The 20526-nt window shown below is 65.9% G+C and carries 10 protein-coding genes and 1 tRNA gene; 3 read left to right on the top strand and 8 right to left on the bottom strand.

The window, feature by feature from the left end:
- The first annotated feature begins 76 nt into the window (after positions 1-76).
- The gene (gene lepA / locus ACUSIJ_RS15275; protein WP_449309257.1) at positions 77-1882 is read left to right on the top strand and encodes a translation elongation factor 4; all 1806 of its coding nucleotides are present in this window, start codon (positions 77-79) and stop codon (positions 1880-1882) included.
- 105 nt (positions 1883-1987) lie between these two features.
- Here the strand turns inward: lepA and ACUSIJ_RS15270 are convergent, their stop codons facing one another.
- Positions 1988-2959, bottom strand: coding sequence for a metal ABC transporter solute-binding protein, Zn/Mn family (locus tag ACUSIJ_RS15270; RefSeq protein WP_449309256.1), 972 nt, complete (start codon positions 2957-2959; stop codon positions 1988-1990).
- A 322-nt stretch (positions 2960-3281) separates the two neighbouring features.
- On the opposite strand from ACUSIJ_RS15270, the gene ACUSIJ_RS15265 reads away from it, so the two are divergent.
- Positions 3282-4802: an efflux transporter outer membrane subunit gene (locus ACUSIJ_RS15265; RefSeq protein WP_449309255.1), complete on the top strand. Its 1521-nt coding sequence runs from the start codon at positions 3282-3284 to the stop codon at positions 4800-4802.
- Between the two features lie 112 nt (positions 4803-4914).
- On the opposite strand, the gene ACUSIJ_RS15260 is transcribed toward ACUSIJ_RS15265, so the two are convergent.
- From ACUSIJ_RS15260 to ACUSIJ_RS15235, 6 genes are all read right to left on the bottom strand, one after another.
- Complete coding sequence (locus ACUSIJ_RS15260; protein WP_449309254.1) at positions 4915-8403, bottom strand: PAS domain-containing hybrid sensor histidine kinase/response regulator; 3489 nt, start codon at positions 8401-8403, stop codon at positions 4915-4917.
- Positions 8404-8495: 92 nt separating this feature from the next.
- Positions 8496-9386: a hypothetical protein gene (locus tag ACUSIJ_RS15255; protein ID WP_449309253.1), complete on the bottom strand. Its 891-nt coding sequence runs from the start codon at positions 9384-9386 to the stop codon at positions 8496-8498.
- A 101-nt stretch (positions 9387-9487) separates the two neighbouring features.
- Positions 9488-10567: a BMP family ABC transporter substrate-binding protein gene (locus ACUSIJ_RS15250; RefSeq protein ID WP_449309272.1), complete on the bottom strand. Its 1080-nt coding sequence runs from the start codon at positions 10565-10567 to the stop codon at positions 9488-9490.
- A gap of 125 nt (positions 10568-10692) precedes the next feature.
- Entirely contained in the window at positions 10693-11631 is a 939-nt protein-coding gene (locus ACUSIJ_RS15245) for an ABC transporter permease (RefSeq protein WP_449309271.1), read from the bottom strand.
- Positions 11631-12713: an ABC transporter permease gene (locus tag ACUSIJ_RS15240; protein WP_449309252.1), complete on the bottom strand. Its 1083-nt coding sequence runs from the start codon at positions 12711-12713 to the stop codon at positions 11631-11633. Before ACUSIJ_RS15240 ends, ACUSIJ_RS15245 begins: the two co-directional genes overlap by 1 nt.
- Complete coding sequence (locus tag ACUSIJ_RS15235) at positions 12703-14238, bottom strand: ABC transporter ATP-binding protein (RefSeq protein ID WP_449309251.1); 1536 nt, start codon at positions 14236-14238, stop codon at positions 12703-12705. The genes ACUSIJ_RS15240 and ACUSIJ_RS15235 overlap by 11 nt, the downstream gene beginning before the upstream one ends.
- A gap of 335 nt (positions 14239-14573) precedes the next feature.
- Here ACUSIJ_RS15235 and ACUSIJ_RS15230 point away from each other — a divergent pair.
- A tRNA-Ile gene (locus tag ACUSIJ_RS15230) sits at positions 14574-14649 on the top strand.
- Between the two features lie 186 nt (positions 14650-14835).
- Here the strand turns inward: ACUSIJ_RS15230 and ACUSIJ_RS15225 are convergent.
- On the bottom strand, positions 14836-20493 hold the full coding sequence (locus ACUSIJ_RS15225; RefSeq protein WP_449309250.1) for a DUF4214 domain-containing protein: 5658 nt from the start codon (positions 20491-20493) through the stop codon (positions 14836-14838).
- Positions 20494-20526: the final 33 nt, after the last annotated feature.

The raw sequence follows: 20526 nt of genomic DNA, 5'->3' as shown, positions 1-20526 counted from the left end.
AATCTGGGCAATAATTCCCGTGTGCACGCCCCCGACACACTTGGCGGCGCGCACGCAGGCTGATATGGCGTTTGGCATGAGTGTGCACAGCTTCGACAACATCCGCAACTTCTCGATCGTCGCCCATATCGACCATGGCAAGTCGACGCTCGCCGACCGTCTCATCCAGACGACCGGCGCCATGTCCGACCGCGAGATGGTCGAGCAGGTGCTCGACAGCATGGATATCGAGCGCGAACGCGGCATCACCATCAAGGCGCAGACCGTGCGGCTCGAATACCGGGCCAAGGATGGCAAGGTCTATATCCTCAACCTGATGGACACGCCCGGCCACGTCGACTTCGCCTACGAGGTGTCGCGCTCGCTCGCCGCCTGCGAGGGGTCGCTGCTCGTCGTCGACGCCTCGCAGGGCGTGGAGGCGCAGACGCTCGCCAACGTCTATCAGGCCATCGACGCCAACCACGAGATCGTGCCGGTCCTCAACAAGATCGACCTGCCCGCCGCCGAGCCCGAGCGCGTCAGGGAGCAGATCGAGGAAGTGATCGGCATCGACGCTTCCGACGCCGTGGAGATATCGGCCAAGACCGGCCTCAACATCGAGGGCGTGCTGGAGGCGATCGTCACCCGCCTGCCGCCGCCGAAGGGCGACGAGGACGCGCCGCTGAAGGCGCTGCTGGTGGATAGCTGGTACGACGCCTATCTCGGCGTCGTCGTGCTGGTGCGCATCGTCGACGGCCGGCTGAAGAAGGGCCAGACGATCCGCATGATCGGCACCGATGCCGCGTATCAGGTGGACCGCGTCGGCGTGTTCCGGCCCAAGATGACGAATGTCGATTCGCTCGGCCCCGGCGAGATCGGCTTCCTGACCGCCTCGATCAAGGAAGTGGCGGATACCGCCGTCGGCGACACCATCACCGACGACAGGCGCCCCTGCGCGGAGGCCCTGCCCGGCTTCAAGCCGGTGCAGCCCGTGGTGTTCTGCGGCCTGTTCCCGGTGGATGCCGCCGATTTCGAGGATCTGCGCGCGGCCATGGGGAAACTGCGGCTCAACGACGCCAGCTTCTCCTACGAGATGGAGACCTCGGCCGCGCTCGGCTTCGGCTTCCGTTGCGGCTTCCTCGGGCTGCTGCATCTCGAGATCATCCAGGAGCGACTGGAGCGCGAGTTCAACCTCGACCTGATCTCGACCGCGCCGTCGGTCGTGTATCGCCTGACAATGCGCGACGGCTCCGCAGTCGATCTGCACAACCCGGCCGACATGCCGGACGTGACCAAGATCGAGGACATCGCCGAGCCGTGGATCCGCGCCACGGTGCTCACCCCCGACGATTACCTGGGCGCAATCATCAAGCTGTGCCAGGACCGGCGTGGCGAGCAGGTCGATCTCAACTACGTCGGCAAGCGCGCCATGGTGGTCTACGACCTCCCGCTCAACGAGGTGGTGTTCGACTTCTACGACCGGCTGAAATCCGTGTCGAAGGGCTATGCCTCGTTCGACTACCAGATCACCGAATACCGCTCCGGCGACCTCGTGAAGATGTCGATCCTCGTCAATGCCGAGCCCGTCGACGCGCTGTCCATGCTGGTGCACCGCACCCGGGCGGAGGCGCGCGGGCGGGCGATGTGCGAGAAGCTCAAGGAACTCATTCCGCCGCATATGTTCCAGATTCCGGTACAGGCCGCCATCGGGGGCAAGATCATCGCCCGCGAGACGATCCGCGCGCTGCGCAAGGACGTTACGGCGAAATGCTACGGCGGCGACGCAACACGCAAGCGCAAGCTCCTGGACAAGCAGAAGGAAGGCAAGAAGCGCATGCGCCAGTTCGGCAAGGTCGAGATCCCGCAGGAAGCCTTCATCGCCGCGCTCAAGATGGACGATTGAGGCCGGCGGGAAACGCTTACCCATACATACCTGCCCGGATACATAAGCCGGAGCGGTCCACCGTGCCGTGAAACGGTGGACCGCTCCCGCCCGGCGTCCCGGGCGTCACTTCTCCCCAAGCCGGCCGTCGGCGCCCTTCTCCGGCGCGTCGCCGCCCAGGGCGCGGGCGATGGTCGTGGCGTTGTGGTCGATCACGCCGATGTAGGTGCCCTCATAGGTGCCGGGTTCGCCGGCCGCATCGGAAAACAGCTCGCCGCCGATCACGACCTTGTGCCCCTTCGCCGCCGCGCCCTCGATCAGCGCCCGGACATTGCGGTCCGACACCGAGGATTCGATGAAGACCGCGCCGATCTTGCGCTCCACCAGCAGATTGACGAGATCCTCGATCTGCTTCAGTCCGGCCTCGCTTTCGGTGGATATGCCCTGGATGCCCGCCACCTCGTAGCCATAGGCGCGGCCGAAATAGTTGAAGGCATCGTGCGCCGTCACCAGCACCCGCGACTGTTGCGGCACCGAGGCGAGCACCCCTTCGGCATAGGCGCCGATCCGCTCGATATCCGCGATATAGCGGCGTGCGTTCGCCTCGAAATCCGCCCCGTGCTCGGGCTTCAGCTCGGTGAGGGCGTCGCGCGCCGCCGTGACGACGCCGGTCCACAGACGCGGGTCGAACCACACGTGCGGGTCCGGCAGCGCAGAATCCGTCTCGGCCGCCAGCAGACGTTCCCTCGGCAACGCATCCGCCAGCGCGATCACCAGTTTGCGCCGGGCGAGAGAGGCGAAGAAATCCGCAAGCTGCGCCTCCAGATGCAGCCCGTGCCAGAAAACGGCGTCCGCCCGCGTCGCCGCCGCGATGTCGGAACTCGTCTGCCTGTACAGATGCGGATCGACCCCCGGCCCCAGCAGGGCCCGCACCGTGACGTGATCGCCCCCTACCTCGCCGATCGCATCCGCAATGAAGCCCGTGGTCGCCACGACATTCAGCTTCTCCTCCGCCCGCGCCGCGCCGGCAGTGAAAACACCCGCCAGCGCCGCGCCCAACACGCCCGCCAAAACCGCCCGTCTCGCAAGAAGAAACATTGGTAGGGTCCTTTATTGCGATTAATTCGCAATTGCATTTATAGCCGGAATGCCATGTCGTCGCAAGCGCCGATGAGACGAAAACAGGCAGATCGGATACAAGTCGACGCGGGCTGAAACCGGCATCGGCAGGAAGCGGCGCCGCCGTCGACCTGCCGCGCGGCCGGATTCGCGCCCCCCGATCACGAGATGTCCAAATGTTAATCCGGACAGGCTGGAGTCGGCGCATGCGTTATGCCAATGATATGCTGGGTGTTAAGGGCGCGATTCCTGGCAGGCGAGCAACGATGTTGGACTTTCTCGACGGGGGTTTGCGTTCGGCATGACTTGCGCTCCCCCCCGCGCCAACCTGTTTCGCGCATGCTCCCTGCCCGTCCTGCTGCTCGCCGGTGCGGTGTCGGCCTGCGCCGTCGGTCCCGATTACGAAAAGCCGTCCATCACCGTGCCCGCGCGCTGGGGCAACGCGTCGGCCCGCCAGGCCGCCAAGCCGGCGGAACTCGCCGAATGGTGGGAGCGGCTGCGCGACCCCACGCTCGACCGGCTCGTCGAGGAAGCGGTCTCAGGCAATCTCGACGTCGCCGCCGCCAAGGCGAGGGTCCGGGAGGCGCGCGCCAACTACGATCAGGCGAGAGGCGCCCTGTTCCCGTTCGTGGACGGCTCCGCCAGCGCGACGCGCAGCAAGAGCGGCGGAGGAGGCGACGGCGGGGGCGGTGGTGGCTCGGGCAGCATTTCCAACACCATCCGCGCCGGGCTCGATGCGGGCTGGGAGGCGGACCTTTTCGGCGCCAACCGGCGCAACGCCGAGGCAGCGCGCTATGGGCTCGACGCGGCGCAGGAGGACTTGCGCGCCACGCTGCTGACGCTGATCGGCGACATCGCGGTGAATTACATCGACGTGCGCAGCTATCAGGCGCGCATCGCGCTGGCGCGGCGCACCGCCGCCACCCAGCGGGAAACGGCCCGGCTGACGCAGGCGAAATTCGATGTCGGTGCGGCCTCGGGCGTCGATGTCGCCAACGCCAACGGACAGGTCGCGACGACGGAAGCCACCATCCCGGCGCTGGAGGCGGCGATGGCGCAGGCCATCCATCGGCTCGGCGTCCTGACCGGCCGCGCGCCGACCGGCCTCGCGGACCTGCTGCGCAGGACCGGCCCCGTGCCGACGCCGCGCCTGCCGCTGCCGGCGGGCGTGCCTGCCGACATCCTGCTGTCGCGCCCCGACGTGCGCCTTGCCGAACGCCAGCTCGCGGCGGCGACGGCGCGCATCGGCGAGGCCGAAGCGGTGCGCTATCCGGCCATCACCCTCACCGGCAATGTCGCGACATCCGGCGCGCGGCTCGGCGATCTGGCGAAAAACTCCTCGATAAGCTGGTCGTTCGGCCCAAGCCTCAGCGTGCCGGTGTTCAACGCCGGCCAGTTGCGGGCGGCGGTTGCGGCGGCACAGGCGCGCCGCGACCAGCAGTTCCTCGCGCTGCACTCCAGCGTGCTGCTGGCGCTGGAGGAGGTCGAGAACGCCCTTGTCGCGCTGGCGCAGGAGCGCATCCGTCAGGGCAGGCTATCCGAGGCCGTCACGAACTACAGGGAATCGGCGCGTCTCGCCCGCACGCTGTTCGAGAGCGGATCGACGAGCTTCATCGAGGTGCTGGATGCCGAACGATCGCTCTATTCGGCCGAGGACGCGCTCATCCAGAGCCGTGTCACCATCGCCATCCAGTACGTCACGCTCAACAAGGCATTGGGCGGCGGCTGGAGCGGCAGCGTGGATACCGCGACACCCGTCGTCGTCGACCGCAACACCGGGCCGCGCCCGGCTGCCTTCCTGCGCGCGGCATCGTCGCCCTGAGCAGGGTGCGTCGAGATTTGGATTAGGCTGAGCCGAGAATGCCGGATTTCGAGAACCGGAAGCGCAGGAATTCGGCGTTTGCAAGCCGGCATAACCCAGATATCAACACACCCTAGGCGGCGGCGCGCCAGCGGGTGAGCAGCGCCCGGAGCGCTGCCGGCTTCAGCGGCTTGTTGAGCACGTGCACCCCGGCCGCCTCCGCCTGCTGGCGCACGGTGGGCGAGCGGTCGGCGGTAAGCAGGACCGCCGGCTTCTGCTGGCGCAGGCGCTCGCGCAGCACCGCGATGGCCGTGAGCCCGTCGCCGTGATCGAGATGATAGTCGGCGATGAGCACGTCGGGCGGATGCGGGGCGCGCGCGAGCACGTCGAGCGCCGTTTGCGCGCACTCCGCCGTCAGCACCGTGCAGCCCCAGCCGCCGAGCAGTTGCTGCATGCCGGCGATGATCGTGGGCTCGTTGTCGATGGCGAACACGCAGAGCCCGTGGAGCCCGGAGGTGGAGACGGCGGGCGGCGGCGGCGCCGGGGTTTCGGCGGCGACGGGGGCGGCGAGCGGCACCGTCACCGTGAACACCGTGCCCCGGCCGGGTTCCGACCGCAGCGTCACGGGATGGCCGAGCACCCGGCTCGCCCGCTCGACGATGGAGAGGCCGAGCCCGAGGCCACGCGCCACCTTCGCTCCCTGCTGGAGCCGCTGGAATTCGCGGAACACCAGATGCTGTTGCGCCGCCGGGATGCCGAGGCCGGTGTCCCACACCTCGATGTTGAGGTTCGGTCCGCGCCGGCGCGCGCCCACGAGCACCCGGCCGCTCGGCGTGTACTTGATGGCGTTCGAGACGAGGTTCTGCAGCATGCGCCGCAGGAGCCTGCGGTCGGAGCGCACCGTGAGCGCCGGGGCGATCACCTTGAGCCTGATGCCCTTCTCGCGCGCCGCGACATCGAATTCGCGCTGCAACTGCTTCAGCAGATCGTCGATGCGCAGGCTCGAGATCTCGGTCTGCATCACGCCGCTGTCGAGGCGCGAAATGTCGAGGAGCGCGGTGAGGATCTCCTCCACCGCGTCGAGCGAGGCTTCGACGTTCTCGGCCATCGTGGCGTCGCCGCCCTTGCGGTCGCGCTCCACCAGCGAGGTGGCGTAGAGGCGCGCGGCGTTGAGGGGCTGGAGGATGTCGTGGCTGGCGGCGGCGAGGAAGCGGGTCTTCGAGGCATTGGCCTCCTCGGCCTCCGCCTTGGCGCGCGTGAGGGCGATATTGAGCTGCGTCAGCTCCTCCGTGCGCTCGCGCACGCGCTGCTCCAGCGCCTCCTCCTCCGCCACCGCCTCGGTGATGTCGGTATAGGTCGTCACCAGACCGCCGTCGGGCAGATGGTTCGAACGCACCTCGATGACGCGGTTGGCGGGGTGGAGCTTGAGGCGCACCGGCTCCAGATCGCTGACGAGGCTCGCCAGCCGCCCGGCCACGAGATGGTCCGTCGCGCCCGGGCCGTAGGAACCGCGCTCGGCGTTGTATCGCAGGATCTCGTCGATGCCGATCCCGAAGCGCACCAGATCGGGCGGCAGGTTGTAGAGGTCGCGGAACGCACGGTTCCAGCCGATCAGGCGCAGGTCGCGGTCGAGAATGGTGATGCCCTGGCGGGCGTGGTCGAGGCCATGCTGGAGGATGTCGCGGTTGTACTGGATGGCGGCCGAGGCATCGTCCAGCAGCCTGAGCGCGTCATGGGTCGACAGGTTGCGCCCGCGCAGCAGCAGCGACAGCACCAGCCGCGACGACGAGGCGCCGATGGCGGACGCGAGCAGGTGCTCGGCATAGCGGAGCTGGTGGATGTCTGCGTTGCCCGAGGTCGGCCCGCCACGGTGGGCATTGAAGCTGTCGAAGGCGCGCGCGGTGCGCTCCTCGCCCAGATACCGCGCCACCGCTGCCCGCAGATCCTCCACCGATACCGGCGAGTTGCGCAGCCAGAACGTCTGCACGCCGCCGAGCGGGGCACCGTCCGAACCGATGAAGGCGTTGGCCTGCAGCCGCTCCAGCGCCGTCTCCGGACGCAGCAGCGAGAAGATGACATAGGCCGCGACATTGATAGCGAGGCTCCACAACACGCCGTGGGTCAGTTCCGGCAGGTCGGTGCCGAACAGCGCCGTCGGCCGCAGCGCCTCGATGGCGAACGGCCCCTGCGTCACGAAGGACCTCCAGGCTTCGTCATCGCCGGCGAGACTCGGCAGCAGCAGCGTATAGGCCCAGGCGCAAAAACCCGCGATCAGCCCCGCGCTCGCGCCGAGGGCCGTTCCCCGCCGCCAGACGAAGCCGCCGACGAAGGCGGGGCCGAGCTGCGCAATCGCCGCGAACGACAGAAAGCCGATGGACGCGAGCGCCGCCTCGCCCGACACGCGGTAATAGACGTAGGCGAGCAGGATGACGCTGACGATCGAGCCGCGCCGCACCAGCAGCACGAAGCCGCTGAGGTCGCCGCTGTTGTGCGTGTCGCGCATCGCCCGCCGGCGCAGCATGACGGGAATGATCAGATCGTTGGAGATCATGATCGCCAGCGCCACCGAATCCACGATCACCATGGCGGTCGCGGCCGACAGACCGCCGATGAAGGCGATCAGCGCCATCAGGTGCGCGCCCTCCGACAGCGGCAGCGCCAGCACCGTCATGTCGGGATCGATGGCGCCATCGGGGAAGGACGCCTGGCCGGCGAGCGCCAGCGGCAGCACGAACAGGTTGATCGCCAGCAGGTAGAGCGGAAACATCCACGCGGCGCGGCGCACGTCCGATATGTCGCGGTTCTCGACGATCGACATGTGGAACTGGCGCGGCAGCAGCATCGCCATGCCGAGGGCAAGCATGGTGAGCGTCAGGAAGGTGACGGCGCCCGATGTGCGCTGCTGGATGTCGGCCTCGGGGTGGGCGGCGGCCGCCCGCTCCAGGATGTCCGCGACGCCGTCGAACATGAAGTAGGTGACGAAGATGCCCACCGCCAGAAACGCGATGAGCTTCACCAGCGATTCGAGCGCGATGGCGAGCACGAGCCCGTCCTGGTGCTCGGTGGCGTCGACATGGCGCGTGCCGAACGCCACCGCGAAGGCGGCCAGCACAGCGGCGACGACGAAGGCGAGGTCGACGCCGAGCGTCGCCGGCGTGATGAGCATCGCCTCCGGCGCGGCTTCGAAGAAGACGGTCAGCGACGATGACACCGCCTTGAGCTGCAGGGCGATGTAGGGGATGACGCCGATCGCCGCGATGACCGTCACCAGCACCGCGACGCGGTCGTTCTTGCCGTAGCGGGCGGCGAGGAAGTCGGCGATCGAGGTGATGTTCTGCGCCTTGGCGAGCTCGACCACCCTGGCGATGAAGCGAAACCCGATTCCGAGCAGGAGCGCCGGGCCGATATAGACCGTGAGGAAGTCGAGCCCCGACCGGCCGGCGAGGCCGACCGAACCGAAGAACGTCCACGAGGTGCAGTACACGGCGAGCGCCAGCGCATAGATGCTCGCCCGCGCGCCGCCGCCGATCAGCCGCTTGCCGAACGTGTCGCCCAGATGCGCGACCGCGAACAGCCCGCACAGATAAACCAGCGCTACGACGACGACGATCCATCCGGCCAATGCGCTCTCCCCCGGATTCGCAGCCTAGAACATTTGCCGATCGGAATGCACCGGCAAATGTTTCGTGGCTTTCATTATCCGGCGCGCCGGCATCACGCCGGGCTGGGGAAGCAGCAGCCGAACAGACGCTGGAGCAGCGACGTGCCACCGGAGGAGACGGCGGCCACCCGGCCGCCCCCGGAATCGCTGACACTGATGCTCTGCGGCAGCAGCGGCCCCTGCCCGACCTCGGAGGCGGGAACGGATGTCATCCTGACGGCTTCCTCTCTGGCCTGCCCCACATCGGCGATGGCCCGCTTGACGAGTCTTGCCAGAAGCGGCTTGTAATGGTCCGGCGCCCGTTCGAGAATGCTTCCGGACAACGTCTGGACCTCGGTCGAGATTTCCCTGCTCACGCATTGCACGCAGCGATAGGAGGGGTCATGTTCGGCCGATAGCGCCTGCAGCTGCACCGCCTCGAAGGCGGCTATGCTGCGTGCCCGCAGCGCCTCGATTTCGCTCTTGGCGTCGGCGAGATACATGACCTCGTAGGCAGCCGTGCTGAACCCGGCGATCTCGTCGAAGGAAAGAGGCGTGCTGCTGCTTCTGAACACCCTTGGCGCATTGATCCGCTTCTCGAACTCGGCGTAGAGCGTCCCGAGGCGCGGCGCCAGATGGGCTTGCAGCCGCTCCCCGAACGCCAGCCTTTCGACCGTGCAGGCGGTGATCCGGTCGAATACGGAAAGCGCGGGGCTGGTGACGCAGCCGTGTCGCCGGCGCTCTTCCTCCCGCGCGTATCGCGCCGCCTCGGCCTCAGTCGATTCCGGATCGGCATGGAAGACAGGCGAATTGCCATCCGGCTTCGTCTGGAAACGGGGTGTTGCGCTTTCGCCCAGGCTGAAAGTGCAGCCCTTGTATTCATTCAGAAACGCATGTCCGCACGTGAGTTGATCCAGTCGGCCATCAACGGGAAAAGCTGTCTGTATAAAACCATCGAGAGTCATCGACATAATTCAATACCATACCTTCAAATAATGACGCCGCCCGCCATAATATATCTCGGCGGATGGCGCTTGTTTCTCCGGCCCGATGCCGGGGAATTGATTCAGCTCTGCACGCCCTCCGCGAGCCAGTCGATCTTCAGCAGTTCGGCGTCGCCGAGCGTCTCCCCGGCGGCGACCCTTTCCGTGCCCTTCTGATCGTTGATCGGACCGGTAAAGGGATGCAGCGTGCCGGCGATGATCGCGTCCTTCACGGCGTCGGCCTCGCGGCGTACGTTCTCGGGCAGCGCTTCGTTATAGGGGGCGATCTTGATGAGCCCCTCCTTCAGTCCCCACCACTTGTCATCGGGCTTCCAGGCGCCGTCGAGGGCGAGTTGCACCCGCTCGATATAGTACGGCGCCCAGTCGTAGACGATGGCCGTGAGGTGGGCTTTCGGCGCGAACCGGCTCATGTCGGACGCCTGTCCGAAGGCGAAGGCGCCGCGCGCCTCGGCCACCTGCATGGCCGCCGGGCTGTCGACATGCTGGACGATGACGTCCGCGCCGCCGTCGATCAGCGCCTTGGCGGCGTCCGCCTCCTTGCCCGGATCGTACCAGGTGTTGAGCCAGATCACCTTGACGGTGAGTGCCGGGTTCACCTTGCGCGCGGCGAGGATGAAGGCGTTGATGCCCATGATCACTTCGGGGATGGGGAACGAGGCGACGTAGCCGACGACACCCGATTTCGACACATGCCCGGCGATGGTGCCGAGCACCGCCCGGCCCTCATGGAACCGGCCGTTGTAGATCCCGACATTGTCCGCCTTCATGTAGCCGGTGGCATGCTCGAACGCGACCTTCGGGAACTGCTTCGCCACGCGGATCGTCGGCTGCATGAAGCCGAAGGAGGTCGTGAAGATCAACTGGTTGCCCGCGCTCGCCAGTTGGCGGATGACGCGCTCGGCATCCGGCCCCTCGTTGACGTTCTCGACGAAGGTCACATCGATGCGCTCGCCGAACTCCGCCTCGACCGCCTTGCGGCCCTGGTCGTGCGAGTAGCTGTAGCCGTGGTCGCCGATCGGCCCGACATAGACGAAGCCGATCTTGAGCGGATCGGCGGCAAGCGCCGCGCGCCCGCCCGCAAGCGCCATCGCGGCAGCGCCCGCGCCGACGAGAATGGCGCGGCGCGAGAGACCGCCGGTCATGACCGACGGCAGATTGGAAAGCGTCGTTGAAGGCATCTCGATCCCCCGAGGAAATGGCCCGAACACCCATAAAGGGTTTTGGCCACGCTTTGAACGATAAAAATGCGGCACCTGCGCAGCCGGCCTCATCCCGGCGGCCGGAACGGCTTGCCGAGCGCGGCCGGCGCGCTGAGCGCCGATCCGCTGCCGCCCGCCCGCCGGCGGGCCGCCCCCGCCGATATGACCGTCAGCACGACGATGGTGGCGACGTAGGGCAGCATCGAAAACAGCTCCGACGGCAGCCCCCATGCGCCCTGCGCATGGAGCTGGAAGATGCCGACGCCGCCGAAAAGATAGGCGCCGATCAAAAGCCGCCACGGCCGCCAGGCGGCGAACACGACGAGTGCCAGCGCGATCCAGCCCCTGCCCGCCGTCATCGCCTCCGCCCACATCGGCGTGTAGGACAGCGACAGGAACGCGCCCGCAAGACCAGCCATGGCGCCGCCGAACAGGCACGCCCGGTAGCGGATGGCGATCACCGGATGGCCGAGCGCATGGGCGGCCTCGGCGGATTCGCCCACCGCCCGCAGCCGCAGCCCGGCCCGGGTGCGGTTGAGATACCACCAGATGGCCGGCACCGCGGCCACGGAGAAATACACCAGCGCGTCATGCCCGAACAGCAGTTCTCCTGCAACGGGCAGTTCGGTGAGACCCGCCACGTCGAGCTTCGGCAGGGCGGCCACGGGCTGGCCGACATAGGCCGAGCCGACGAGCGCCGAAAGGCCGATGCCGAAAATCGTCAGCGACAGGCCCGACGCCACCTGATTGGCCGACAGCGTCAGCGTCAGGAAGGCGAACATCAGCGCCATCAGCATGCCGGCAAGAGCCGCCGCCGCGAGACCCGCGACATGCGAGCCGGTCGTGAGCGTGGCGGCGAACCCGGCCATCGCGCCCATCAGCATCATGCCCTCGATGCCCAGATTGAGCACGCCGGCGCGCTCCACGACGAGTTCGCCGCTCGCCGCCAGCAGCAAGGGCGTTGCCGCGCTGATCACCGCCACCATGATCGGAATGACGAGGTCGATCATGGCACCACCGCTGGGCCGACGCCGGCGGGCACCCGGCGGACGCGCAGGCGCAGCAACCCGTCCGCCGCCAGCAGATAGAACAGCAGCATGCCTTGGAACACCCCCGTCGCCGCCTGCGGCAGCCCGGCCGTGATCTGCGCGTTCTCGCCGCCGATATAGGTCAGCGCCATCAAAGCCGCCGCCGCGATGATGCCCAGCGGATTGAGCCGGCCGAGAAAGGCGACGATGATCGCGGTAAATCCGTAACCGGGCGTCAGCGACGGCACGAGCTGGCCGATGGGCCCCGCCACCTCGAAGGCTCCCGCGAGGCCCGCCGCGCCGCCGCCGACGAGGAACGCCAGCCACGTCGTGCGGTCGGCGTCGAACCCGGCAAAGCGCGCGGCGCGCGGCGCATCCCCCACGACGGCGATCTGGAAGCCGATCACGGTGCGCGTCATCACGAACCACGCGGCCACCGCAACGAGAAGCGCCACCGGCGCGCCGGGATGCAGCCGGGTGCCCTCCACGAGCACAGGCAGCAGCGCCGCGTCCGAAAAAAGGCGCGTCTGGGGATAGTTGAACCCGTCCGGGTCCTTCCACGGGCCGAACACCAGCACCTGCAGGATCAGCAGCGCGATATAGGTGAGCATCAGACTTGTGAGGATCTCGTTGACACCGAAGCGCGTCTTCAGAAAGGCCGGAATCGAGGCCCACGCCATGCCGCCGAGAACGGAGGCGGCGAGCATCAGCGGCAGGATCCACCACCCCGCCTCGTTCCAGAAGGCGAGCGCCACGCCACCCGCCGCCACCGCGCCGATGGTGAGCTGCCCCTCCGCGCCGATGTTCCAGACATTGGCGCGGAAGCCGACGGCAAGCCCGCAGGCGATCAGCGCCAGCGGCGCGCCCTTCACCCCGAGCTCGGTCAGGCTGTGGAACGTCAGCAGGGGCGCGACCAGGAACTGATACAGCGTATCGGCCGGATCGAGCCCGAGCGCCAGAAACAGCACGAAGCCGGTCGCGACCGTCAGCAGCACCGCGAGCAGCGGCGCGGCGAGGCGAATGGCCGTGCTCTCCGGCCGGCGTTCGATCCTAAGCCGCATCCCGCGCGCCTCCGCCGGCCGCGCCCATGAGCAGCCCGATCTCCTCGACGCTCGCCCGCGCCGTCTCCAGCGCGTGCGACAGCTGGCCATTGCTGATGACCGCGATGCGATCGGTCAGCGACAGCAGCTCATCGAGATCCTGCGAGACGACGACGATCGCCGCTCCCGCCCGCGCGAGCTCGCCCAGCGCCGCATGGATGGCCGCGGCCGCGCCGGCGTCGACGCCCCACGTCGGCTGCGCCACGACGAAAACGGACGGGTTCTGCAGCACCTCCCGGCCGACGACGAATTTTTGCAGGTTGCCGCCGGAGAGGCTCGTCGCCGGCACGTCGACGCCGGCGGTGCGCACGTCGAACGCCCGCACGATCTCCCGCGCGAAGCGGCGCGCGTTGCCCCGGCGCACGATCCCGCGCCACAGCAGGCCGGCGCGCCCGCGCGCGGTGAGCAGCGTGTTCGTCGTGAGCGTCATGGAGGGGACGGCGGCGTGGCCGTTGCGCTCCTCGGGCAGCGTGAAAAGCCCCTGCCTGCGCCGCGCCTGCGGGTCGAGATGCCCGACGGCCCTGCCGTCGACGGCGACGATATCGGCGGCCGGCGCGCGCCATTCGCCGGCAAGGGCCTCCACGAGTTCGTCCTGGCCGTTGCCGGCGACGCCCGCGATGCCGACGATCTCGCCCGATGCCACCGAAAAGCCGATGTCCCTCAAGGCGACGCCGAAGGTGCCCTCGGCGGGGCGGCTCAGGCCGCTGACGGCAAGGCGCGGGGCGCCCGTCGCCGCCGCTGCGCGGGGCTGGCGGCGGGCAGCATTGAGTTCTGCGCCGATCATCATTTGCGCCAGCGAGCCCGCGGTTTCGCGCGCCGGATCGCAGGTCGCGACCACCCTGCCCGCGCGCAGGATGGTGGCGCGCCGGCACAGGCTGCGGATCTCCTCGAGCTTGTGGCTGATGTAGAGGATGGAGCACCCCTCCGCCGCGAGCCGGCGCAAGGTGGCGAACAGGGTGTCCGCCTCCCGCGGCGTGAGCACGGACGTGGGCTCGTCCATGACCAGCAATTTCGGGTCCTGCAGCAGGCAGCGGACGATCTCGACCCGCTGGCGCTCGCCCATGGACAGCGTGCCCACCAGCCGGTCCGGATCGAGCGGCAGGCCATAGCCGGCGGAAACCGAGGCGATGCGCTCGGAAAGCCGTCTTCTGTCGGGGATGTCGTCGAGCCCGAGCGCGATATTCTCGGCGACGGTGAAGGCGTCGAACAGCGAGAAGTGCTGGAACACCATGGCGATGCCGAGCCGGCGCGCCGCGCGCGGATCGGACGGCGCGACCGCCGCGCCGTTCCACCGCACCACGCCCGCGTCCGGCTTCAGCAGGCCGTAGATCACCTTGACGAGCGTGCTCTTGCCCGCGCCGTTCTCGCCGAGCAGCGCATGGATCTCCCCGGGAGCGACGGTGAACGAGACCCCGTCGTTAGCGACGACCGCGCCGAACCGCTTGGTGACGCCCTCAAGGGCAAGGCGCGGAATCTCGGCAGACATGGCAGCGAAGGGCTCCTGATGTCGCGTGGGCGGCCGGGACGTGCGGCCGCCGGGGTGGTGGCTGTCAACAAAAAACCCGCCCCCGCTGACATCGCCATGAATGACGGCCATCGCTGACGTTTTCTTCGCCGGAAGGATAACTCGCCCATTTCATAGCATGGAAATGGCGGAAAGCGGAATCATGAAAGCGGATCCCGGCGTTCTGTCGGATCTGTCGCGGCGCTTGTCAACACCCCGGCTCCAATGCCCTTGCGCCCGGAGCGCCATTGTGACAGAAATTCCACCGCGTGGCGGACATGTTCGCGGCACGCAGGGACAGCGCCGAATGCGGCTTCGGGCCAGTAGCTCAATGGTTAGAGCCGACCGCTCATAACGGTCTGGTTGGGGGTTCGAGTCCCTCCTGGCCCACCACCACCTAAAAATGTAATTGAAATATAAGGATTATTCCTGATTTTGGTCCAACTTGGCGGCCAGATGTTCCGCGGCGAATTGCCAAGTTACATACTGGCACCTCACTCACATCCAGGGCACCATGCCTATAAAGCCTCGCCCGCAGAGCCCTCCTGAGAAGGTTCTGCGGGCAATTGGTCTCTACGATCACCCGATTCCAGCTTCGTAGAAATTATCGTTTATGGAAACGCCGGTCAGCTTGATGTCGTCGTAGTAGTAAGTCTGCTCAAAGCCATAGTTCTGGCTGTTGAATATCACTGTCTCAAGTATCTCAGTGATACCGACGGCGTTCTCATTCGTCTCATCGGACGCATGAGTATAGCGCGTTTCACCGTTGATGGCCCAGCTGTGAGACTCTGCGGTAAAGACGAAGCTGAATGTCACCCAACCCGTCAGGTCACTGTTCAGGTATTCCACCCAGCCTTCGTTCGAATTCCAGAAACGGAATCCGCCGGTGAATGCCTCTTCTTCTGATATCTGGATGTTCAGTACCTGTGCTGCATCGGGATCGATGTATTCCACGATGGAGAAGCGGCCGCCGCCGTCCAGCGTCTTGTTTGCATTCTGGAGCTGAATCCATGCACCGGTTAGTTGCCCGATTTCGTCGCTGCTCCAGGCAGGATCAATATAGAGCTTGAACTCTACCGTGCTACCGTGTGCGAGATCGATGTACTTCTCGAACTTGTCGTTCGCGGCAGCTCCGTCCTTGAGCTTCGCACCCTGATACCGATAGAAATCCGAAGTTTCCCTATCAGGATCGATGATGAAGGCAATGACGTCACCCTGTGCGCCTGCAGCGTCGGGATCAGCCTCGGTCTCGATGCTCGCGAGTGCTCGCCGGTCGACTTCCCAGTCCGCGGCCACTCCGCCGATGCCGGGACCCGTCACGCCATCCGTCAGATCAACCAGCGTTTGCGGGGGGAAATCCGCATCGCGGTCGATACCGTGCAGGATATCCCACCGGTCGGCAGCGGTAATGATTGCGGTGGGCGGCGGCTGTCCCTCCTCATACGGCCTGTCGCCGAACGCTTTGCCCACGTCGGTGCGCGGGTCTTCATTCGGGAACCGGTCATTGATCGCCGCATTGGTGAGATTGCCGAGCAGATTGTCGTGCAACGACTGCTGGCGGCCATCGAAGTTGGGTGTGCCGCTGACCTTCGTCTGCACGATGTCGGTGATGGCAGGCCCGGGCCCCTCCCATGATCCTTCCCCGAGCAGATACGCCGCATAGATTTCGCTAAGATCGATGTTGGCGAGATTGGCCTCCACATTGTCGTAGCTCGTCGCGTAGTATCTGGCGTCGCCGTTGGCCCAGAACAGCTTGAACTTGTCCACAAGATCGCCATTGGCCGTGTCCACGACCTGCCACAGATCCTTGATCGCATGGCTGTCTTCGCCGGTGGTGATGCGGGACAGATTCAGCGCGGCAAGAGACTGGTTGTCCGGGCTCAGGGGAGCATAGGCGATATCCACCAGCAGCTTGCCCGCCTCGTCGATATCGAAGGCGATACCTTCTCCGGGACCGAAAAAGTCATTCGGGTCGGGCACGGTCAGGGTCACGCCCGCCGACACCGCAACAGTGATGACCGCACTCTTGCTGAAGCTTTCCGTCCGCCCTCCGTGAGTGACGACGATATCGCCGTCCTGCTCTTCTATGGAATAGTTCCCTTCGAGCCGCAGTTTAAGGGTACCATCCGCCGCAAGGCTCGCGAGCGGCTCCACGACCTTGACGACGATATGCGTGCTCGCAAGCTCGACGCTGTCCTCGAAGCCCGTGGCGGCGGAGAGGATGATGTCGAACTGCCCTTCGCCGAAATCGTACGGCTCTCCGTCAGTGCTGATGAAATCGCGGATGTGGCTGAAGCCGAAATTCAGTGAGTTCTGCGATATCAGGGCGTTGTTCTCGGAAGTCGTACCGACTTCCTCATCCGGAATGAACACGATCTCCGTTCCCTGGACGAACCACGGCGTGGTGCCATTGGCGCCACCCAGCTCCAGCACGATAAATTCTGTCCCCTCAGTAGGATCGATGTCGATCTTCAGGATGAACTGGAAATCGTCGAGCGTGGTCTCCTGGCCGTTGATGCCGGTCAGCACGGAGAAGTCGAACGACCATTTTGCCGGAGTTCCCCAACTGACCGGATCAAACGAGCCGGTCGGTACCTCGAAGGTCACGATGCCGTCGTCGCCGGAGGGTTCGAGGGGCAGGATGTCGCTGCCCCGATAATAATGCACCTTCAGGCCGACCTCGACGCCCGCGCCCTCGTGGCGCTCGATGACGTAGTTGTGAGGCGTGTTGCCGCTGCCGACATGGGTCTGCTGCCCGTCGCGGACGCCGGACGCGTCGATGGTTCCCTGGTCGAGGGAGCGCACGTAATCGGGCCGGTCGAAGCCCTGCTCCCAATCAATAGCGAGGACTTCACGATGGATGGCGTTGTAGGCGTCGGCGTCGTTGCCTGCATAGAGCGGACGCCCCTCGACCCAATCCGGCAGCAACGCTGTCAGTTCACTCAGGACATCTTCGGGGAATTTGCGCTCAGGTATTCCCGAACCACCTGGGATGTTGGAGCCGTTGCCGAGGATGTTGTCGTGGATGAGCTGCAGCCGTGCCGGACCGGCTTTCGCCGCGAAATCCGTCAGCGGCTTGCCATCGTCTTCCAGGTAAGCAGCGTAATCGGCCGCGAGCACCACGAAGGCCTTGTTGACGGCAAGCGCGGCCTCCCCGAGCGTTTCCTTGCCCAGAACCGGAGTGTCCAGCTCAGTCGAGATGTTATAGCCATCCCCGTTGTTGAACAGGGCCAGATTGCCATCCGGATAGCTCTGGAGCTGGCCATACAAGCTGTCGAGCACGATCCAGCGGGAGATGAACCAGTCGGCCTCATTGCCGTTCACCGTAACAGCGAGACCACCTTCGCCGATGCCCAGTTTCGACAGATCCGTATCGGAAGAAACAGGCTTGCTTGTACCGTCTTCATAGCTGGCTGGGGTGATCGTCACGTCGGTGATGTCAACGAAGCCTGCACCGCTCAGGGTGATGTCGCGATTGTTCAGCAGCGATCCCGCAACATCCGCGGCCACGCCCTCCGGCACCACGATTCGGATAATGTCGTTGAACGCCGCGCCTGCTATCTCTTCCGTCCGTTCTCCGTATGCAACAACAATAGCACCATCCTCCTCCCTGATGGCGTAGTGTCCGTCCAGCAGGAGGGTCAATGTACCGTCTTCGATGCTTATCAGCGGCGACAGGCTGGTGTCGTTGATCGTAACTGAAACGGAGGGCGTTCCGGCAACCGCCGGTATGCTGAGCGTGATGGTTTCCTGGCCTTCGGTCAGCAGATCTTCCCTGACGGTGATCGAGACCGCCGCGGTTCCGTCTGCACCGACCTGGAGGCTTGTGGGTAGCTCGGTGGTGAAATCATCCGCGTTCGCGGTTCCGCTCCACACCAGGGAAAGGGTCGTGCCGGCCGCAACGTTGGTTGTAACCAGAGTGAAGGTGATTTGCTGCCCTTCGCTGACCGTGGATGCGGAGGCGATCAGCTCATAAGTCGGCTCCGGTTCGGGTTCAGGCTCGGGCTCTGGTTCAGGCTCCGGTTCCGGCTCCGGCTCCGGTTCGGGCTCTGGCTCCGGCTCCGGTTCGGGCTCTGGCTCTGGCTCCGGTTCGGGCTCCGGTTCGGGCTCTGGCTCGGGTTCCGGCTCAGGCTCGGGTTCCGGCTCGGGCGTCGGTGGTACGCCAGGCGCGATGTCTCCGACTTCGGCTTCATCCGCCTTCTCCTTCACGGCATCCGGGTCCGCATATTCCGCAGCCCCGCCCGTGTCGCCAGCGCGCGCGGCATCGCCGATTGCCTCCTTCGCCTCGCCCTGGACGACAGATTGCAGCTTTGCAAGTTCGGTCAGCGCGCTAGCGCCCGTACCCGACGCCACGGCCTCATCGACCAGCGTGTTGAAATTGGAGACGATCCCGGCCAGTTCACCGGCATTGACGGCGCTCTGGAGATCGCCGATCTGTGCCGGCGTCGCGCCCATTGCGTCGGCGAGAGTTTCAATCGCCCCGGCAATGACCGTCTGGAGGAATGCCGGATCGGAGAGGTCGGTGCCGTTACCGGCGTCGATAATGGCTTCGGCCAGCGCGGCGGCGACGAGCCCGTCGAGATTGACGCCCTCCAGCCCCGCGTGTTCGGCGGCGCCGGCAAGGGCGGCGTTGACCTGAATGATCAGGGTGGCGATCTTCTGCGAGGCGGCCTGGGCAGCGAGCCCTTCCACCGCAGCCGCCGGATCGTCGGAAAGCGCCGCGGCGATGGGATCGAGATGCTTCAGATCGGCATCGGTCGCCAGGCCGAGTGCCGCCTTGATCAGGCCCTCGGCCGCGTCGGACGTGTAGCCGGTGTCGATCAGCGCGGCGAGAAGGGTCGTCAGCGGCGTGACCACCGATGAGCCGGCCGGGGCGCGGAACACCTCGTCCACCACATGGCCGGTGGTGATATCGGTTCCGCCCTGCGCGACAAGGCCGCCGAGATCGAGGATGCCGTCAGGGATGGAGAACTTGCCCTCGGCGTCGGTAACGGTCGAGTACTCGCCGTCGTCGTGGATGCCGTTGCCGTTGGCATCGATGAAGACGAACGACCCCGCGAGATAGCCGTCAATCACGCCGCCGTCCGCATTGCCGACCTCGAACAGCGTCGCATCCGTGGGAAAGCCTGCGAACGCGGCACTTAGCAGCAGTGCGTCGAAGTTGGAAGCCGTGCTGACGATGAATTCCTCCGACAGGACGAAGTCCAGCAGCAAGTCGGCTACCGTCCGGCCCTTCCCCAGTTCCGCCGTCCAGAACGCGACGCCCGCAGGCTCACCCGGGCGATTCAAGGCCTGGACGTACAATGCCTCGACAATCTCCTCGGGAGAGGCGCTGCCGTACTTGGATTGCCACTCGTCGGAGGCGACGAACTCGTTCGCTACGGCTTTCAGCTTGCTGAGATCCGCATCCGCTATGTTGCCGGAGGTGATCCTGTCATGCCAGTAGTCGAGGCCTTCGGCATCGGGAATACGGTTGAATGCGGCCTGATAGAGGCCGACGAGCGGCGTCAGCGAAACCGCCCCGATATTGAGCAGAGCCTGATCGAGGTCGCTGACGGAATCGTAACGTGCCCTGAAGGTGTCCACCAGATACTGCGACGGCTCAAGCCGCAGGATTTCCGTGAGGTGTTCCTCGACAAGATCGTAGGACAACTTGCCGGTAGCGGTAGCGTCAGACGGTTCCAGCGCAAACAGCGACCCCGTTGTTGGCTGCGCGCCACGCAGATAGCTGTCGATATAGGGCGTCGAGCGCGCGATGAATTCCTGCGACAGGGAGAACGCAAGCACAAGGTCCGCCGGGCTGCGGCCGCCTTCGAGTTCCCCCAGCCAGTATGCGAAGCCCCCGGGATCGCTATCCCGCCCCAGCGCCTGCTGATACAGCGCCTCGACGATCTGGGCATCCGTGCTGTTGCCGTACAGCTGCTGCCATTCCTCGGAGCCGGCGAATTCACGCACGATCTGGACGATCGTATCGGGCGACGATGCAACGAGCGCGTCCGCGTTCAACCTGCCGGACCAGTATGCCAGGCCATCCGCATCCGGAGTGCGGTTGAATGCAACCTGATACAGGCCGACGAGCGGATGAAGGGTGACGGAGGCAATGCCATACAGCGCATTGTCCAGCGTCTCGACCGTGTCGTATCGTCCCTGAAAGATGATGACGACCGCATTATCAACATCCGTCAAATGTAAAATAGACTCAATGCGCCCCCGCACATCTGTCGATGTCAAAGTCATATTCAATCCCCAGCCATTCCCAAAAAAATCCCA

It is taken from the genome of Pseudochelatococcus sp. B33, assembly GCF_053570585.1.
This window is presented reverse-complemented; position numbering and strand designations above follow the sequence as displayed.

Bases quoted from the DNA above. Each gene is read 5' to 3' on its own strand.
- lepA (WP_449309257.1), top strand. From the start codon at position 77: ATGAGTGTGCACAGCTTCGACAACATCCGCAACTTCTCGATCGTCGCC.
- ACUSIJ_RS15270 (WP_449309256.1), bottom strand. From the start codon at position 2,959: ATGTTTCTTCTTGCGAGACGGGCGGTTTTGGCGGGCGTGTTGGGCGCG.
- ACUSIJ_RS15265 (WP_449309255.1), top strand. From the start codon at position 3,282: ATGACTTGCGCTCCCCCCCGCGCCAACCTGTTTCGCGCATGCTCCCTG.
- ACUSIJ_RS15255 (WP_449309253.1), bottom strand. From the start codon at position 9,386: ATGACTCTCGATGGTTTTATACAGACAGCTTTTCCCGTTGATGGCCGA.
- ACUSIJ_RS15250 (WP_449309272.1), bottom strand. From the start codon at position 10,567: ATGACCGGCGGTCTCTCGCGCCGCGCCATTCTCGTCGGCGCGGGCGCT.
- ACUSIJ_RS15240 (WP_449309252.1), bottom strand. From the start codon at position 12,713: ATGCGGCTTAGGATCGAACGCCGGCCGGAGAGCACGGCCATTCGCCTC.
- ACUSIJ_RS15235 (WP_449309251.1), bottom strand. From the start codon at position 14,238: ATGTCTGCCGAGATTCCGCGCCTTGCCCTTGAGGGCGTCACCAAGCGG.
- ACUSIJ_RS15225 (WP_449309250.1), bottom strand. From the start codon at position 20,493: ATGACTTTGACATCGACAGATGTGCGGGGGCGCATTGAGTCTATTTTA.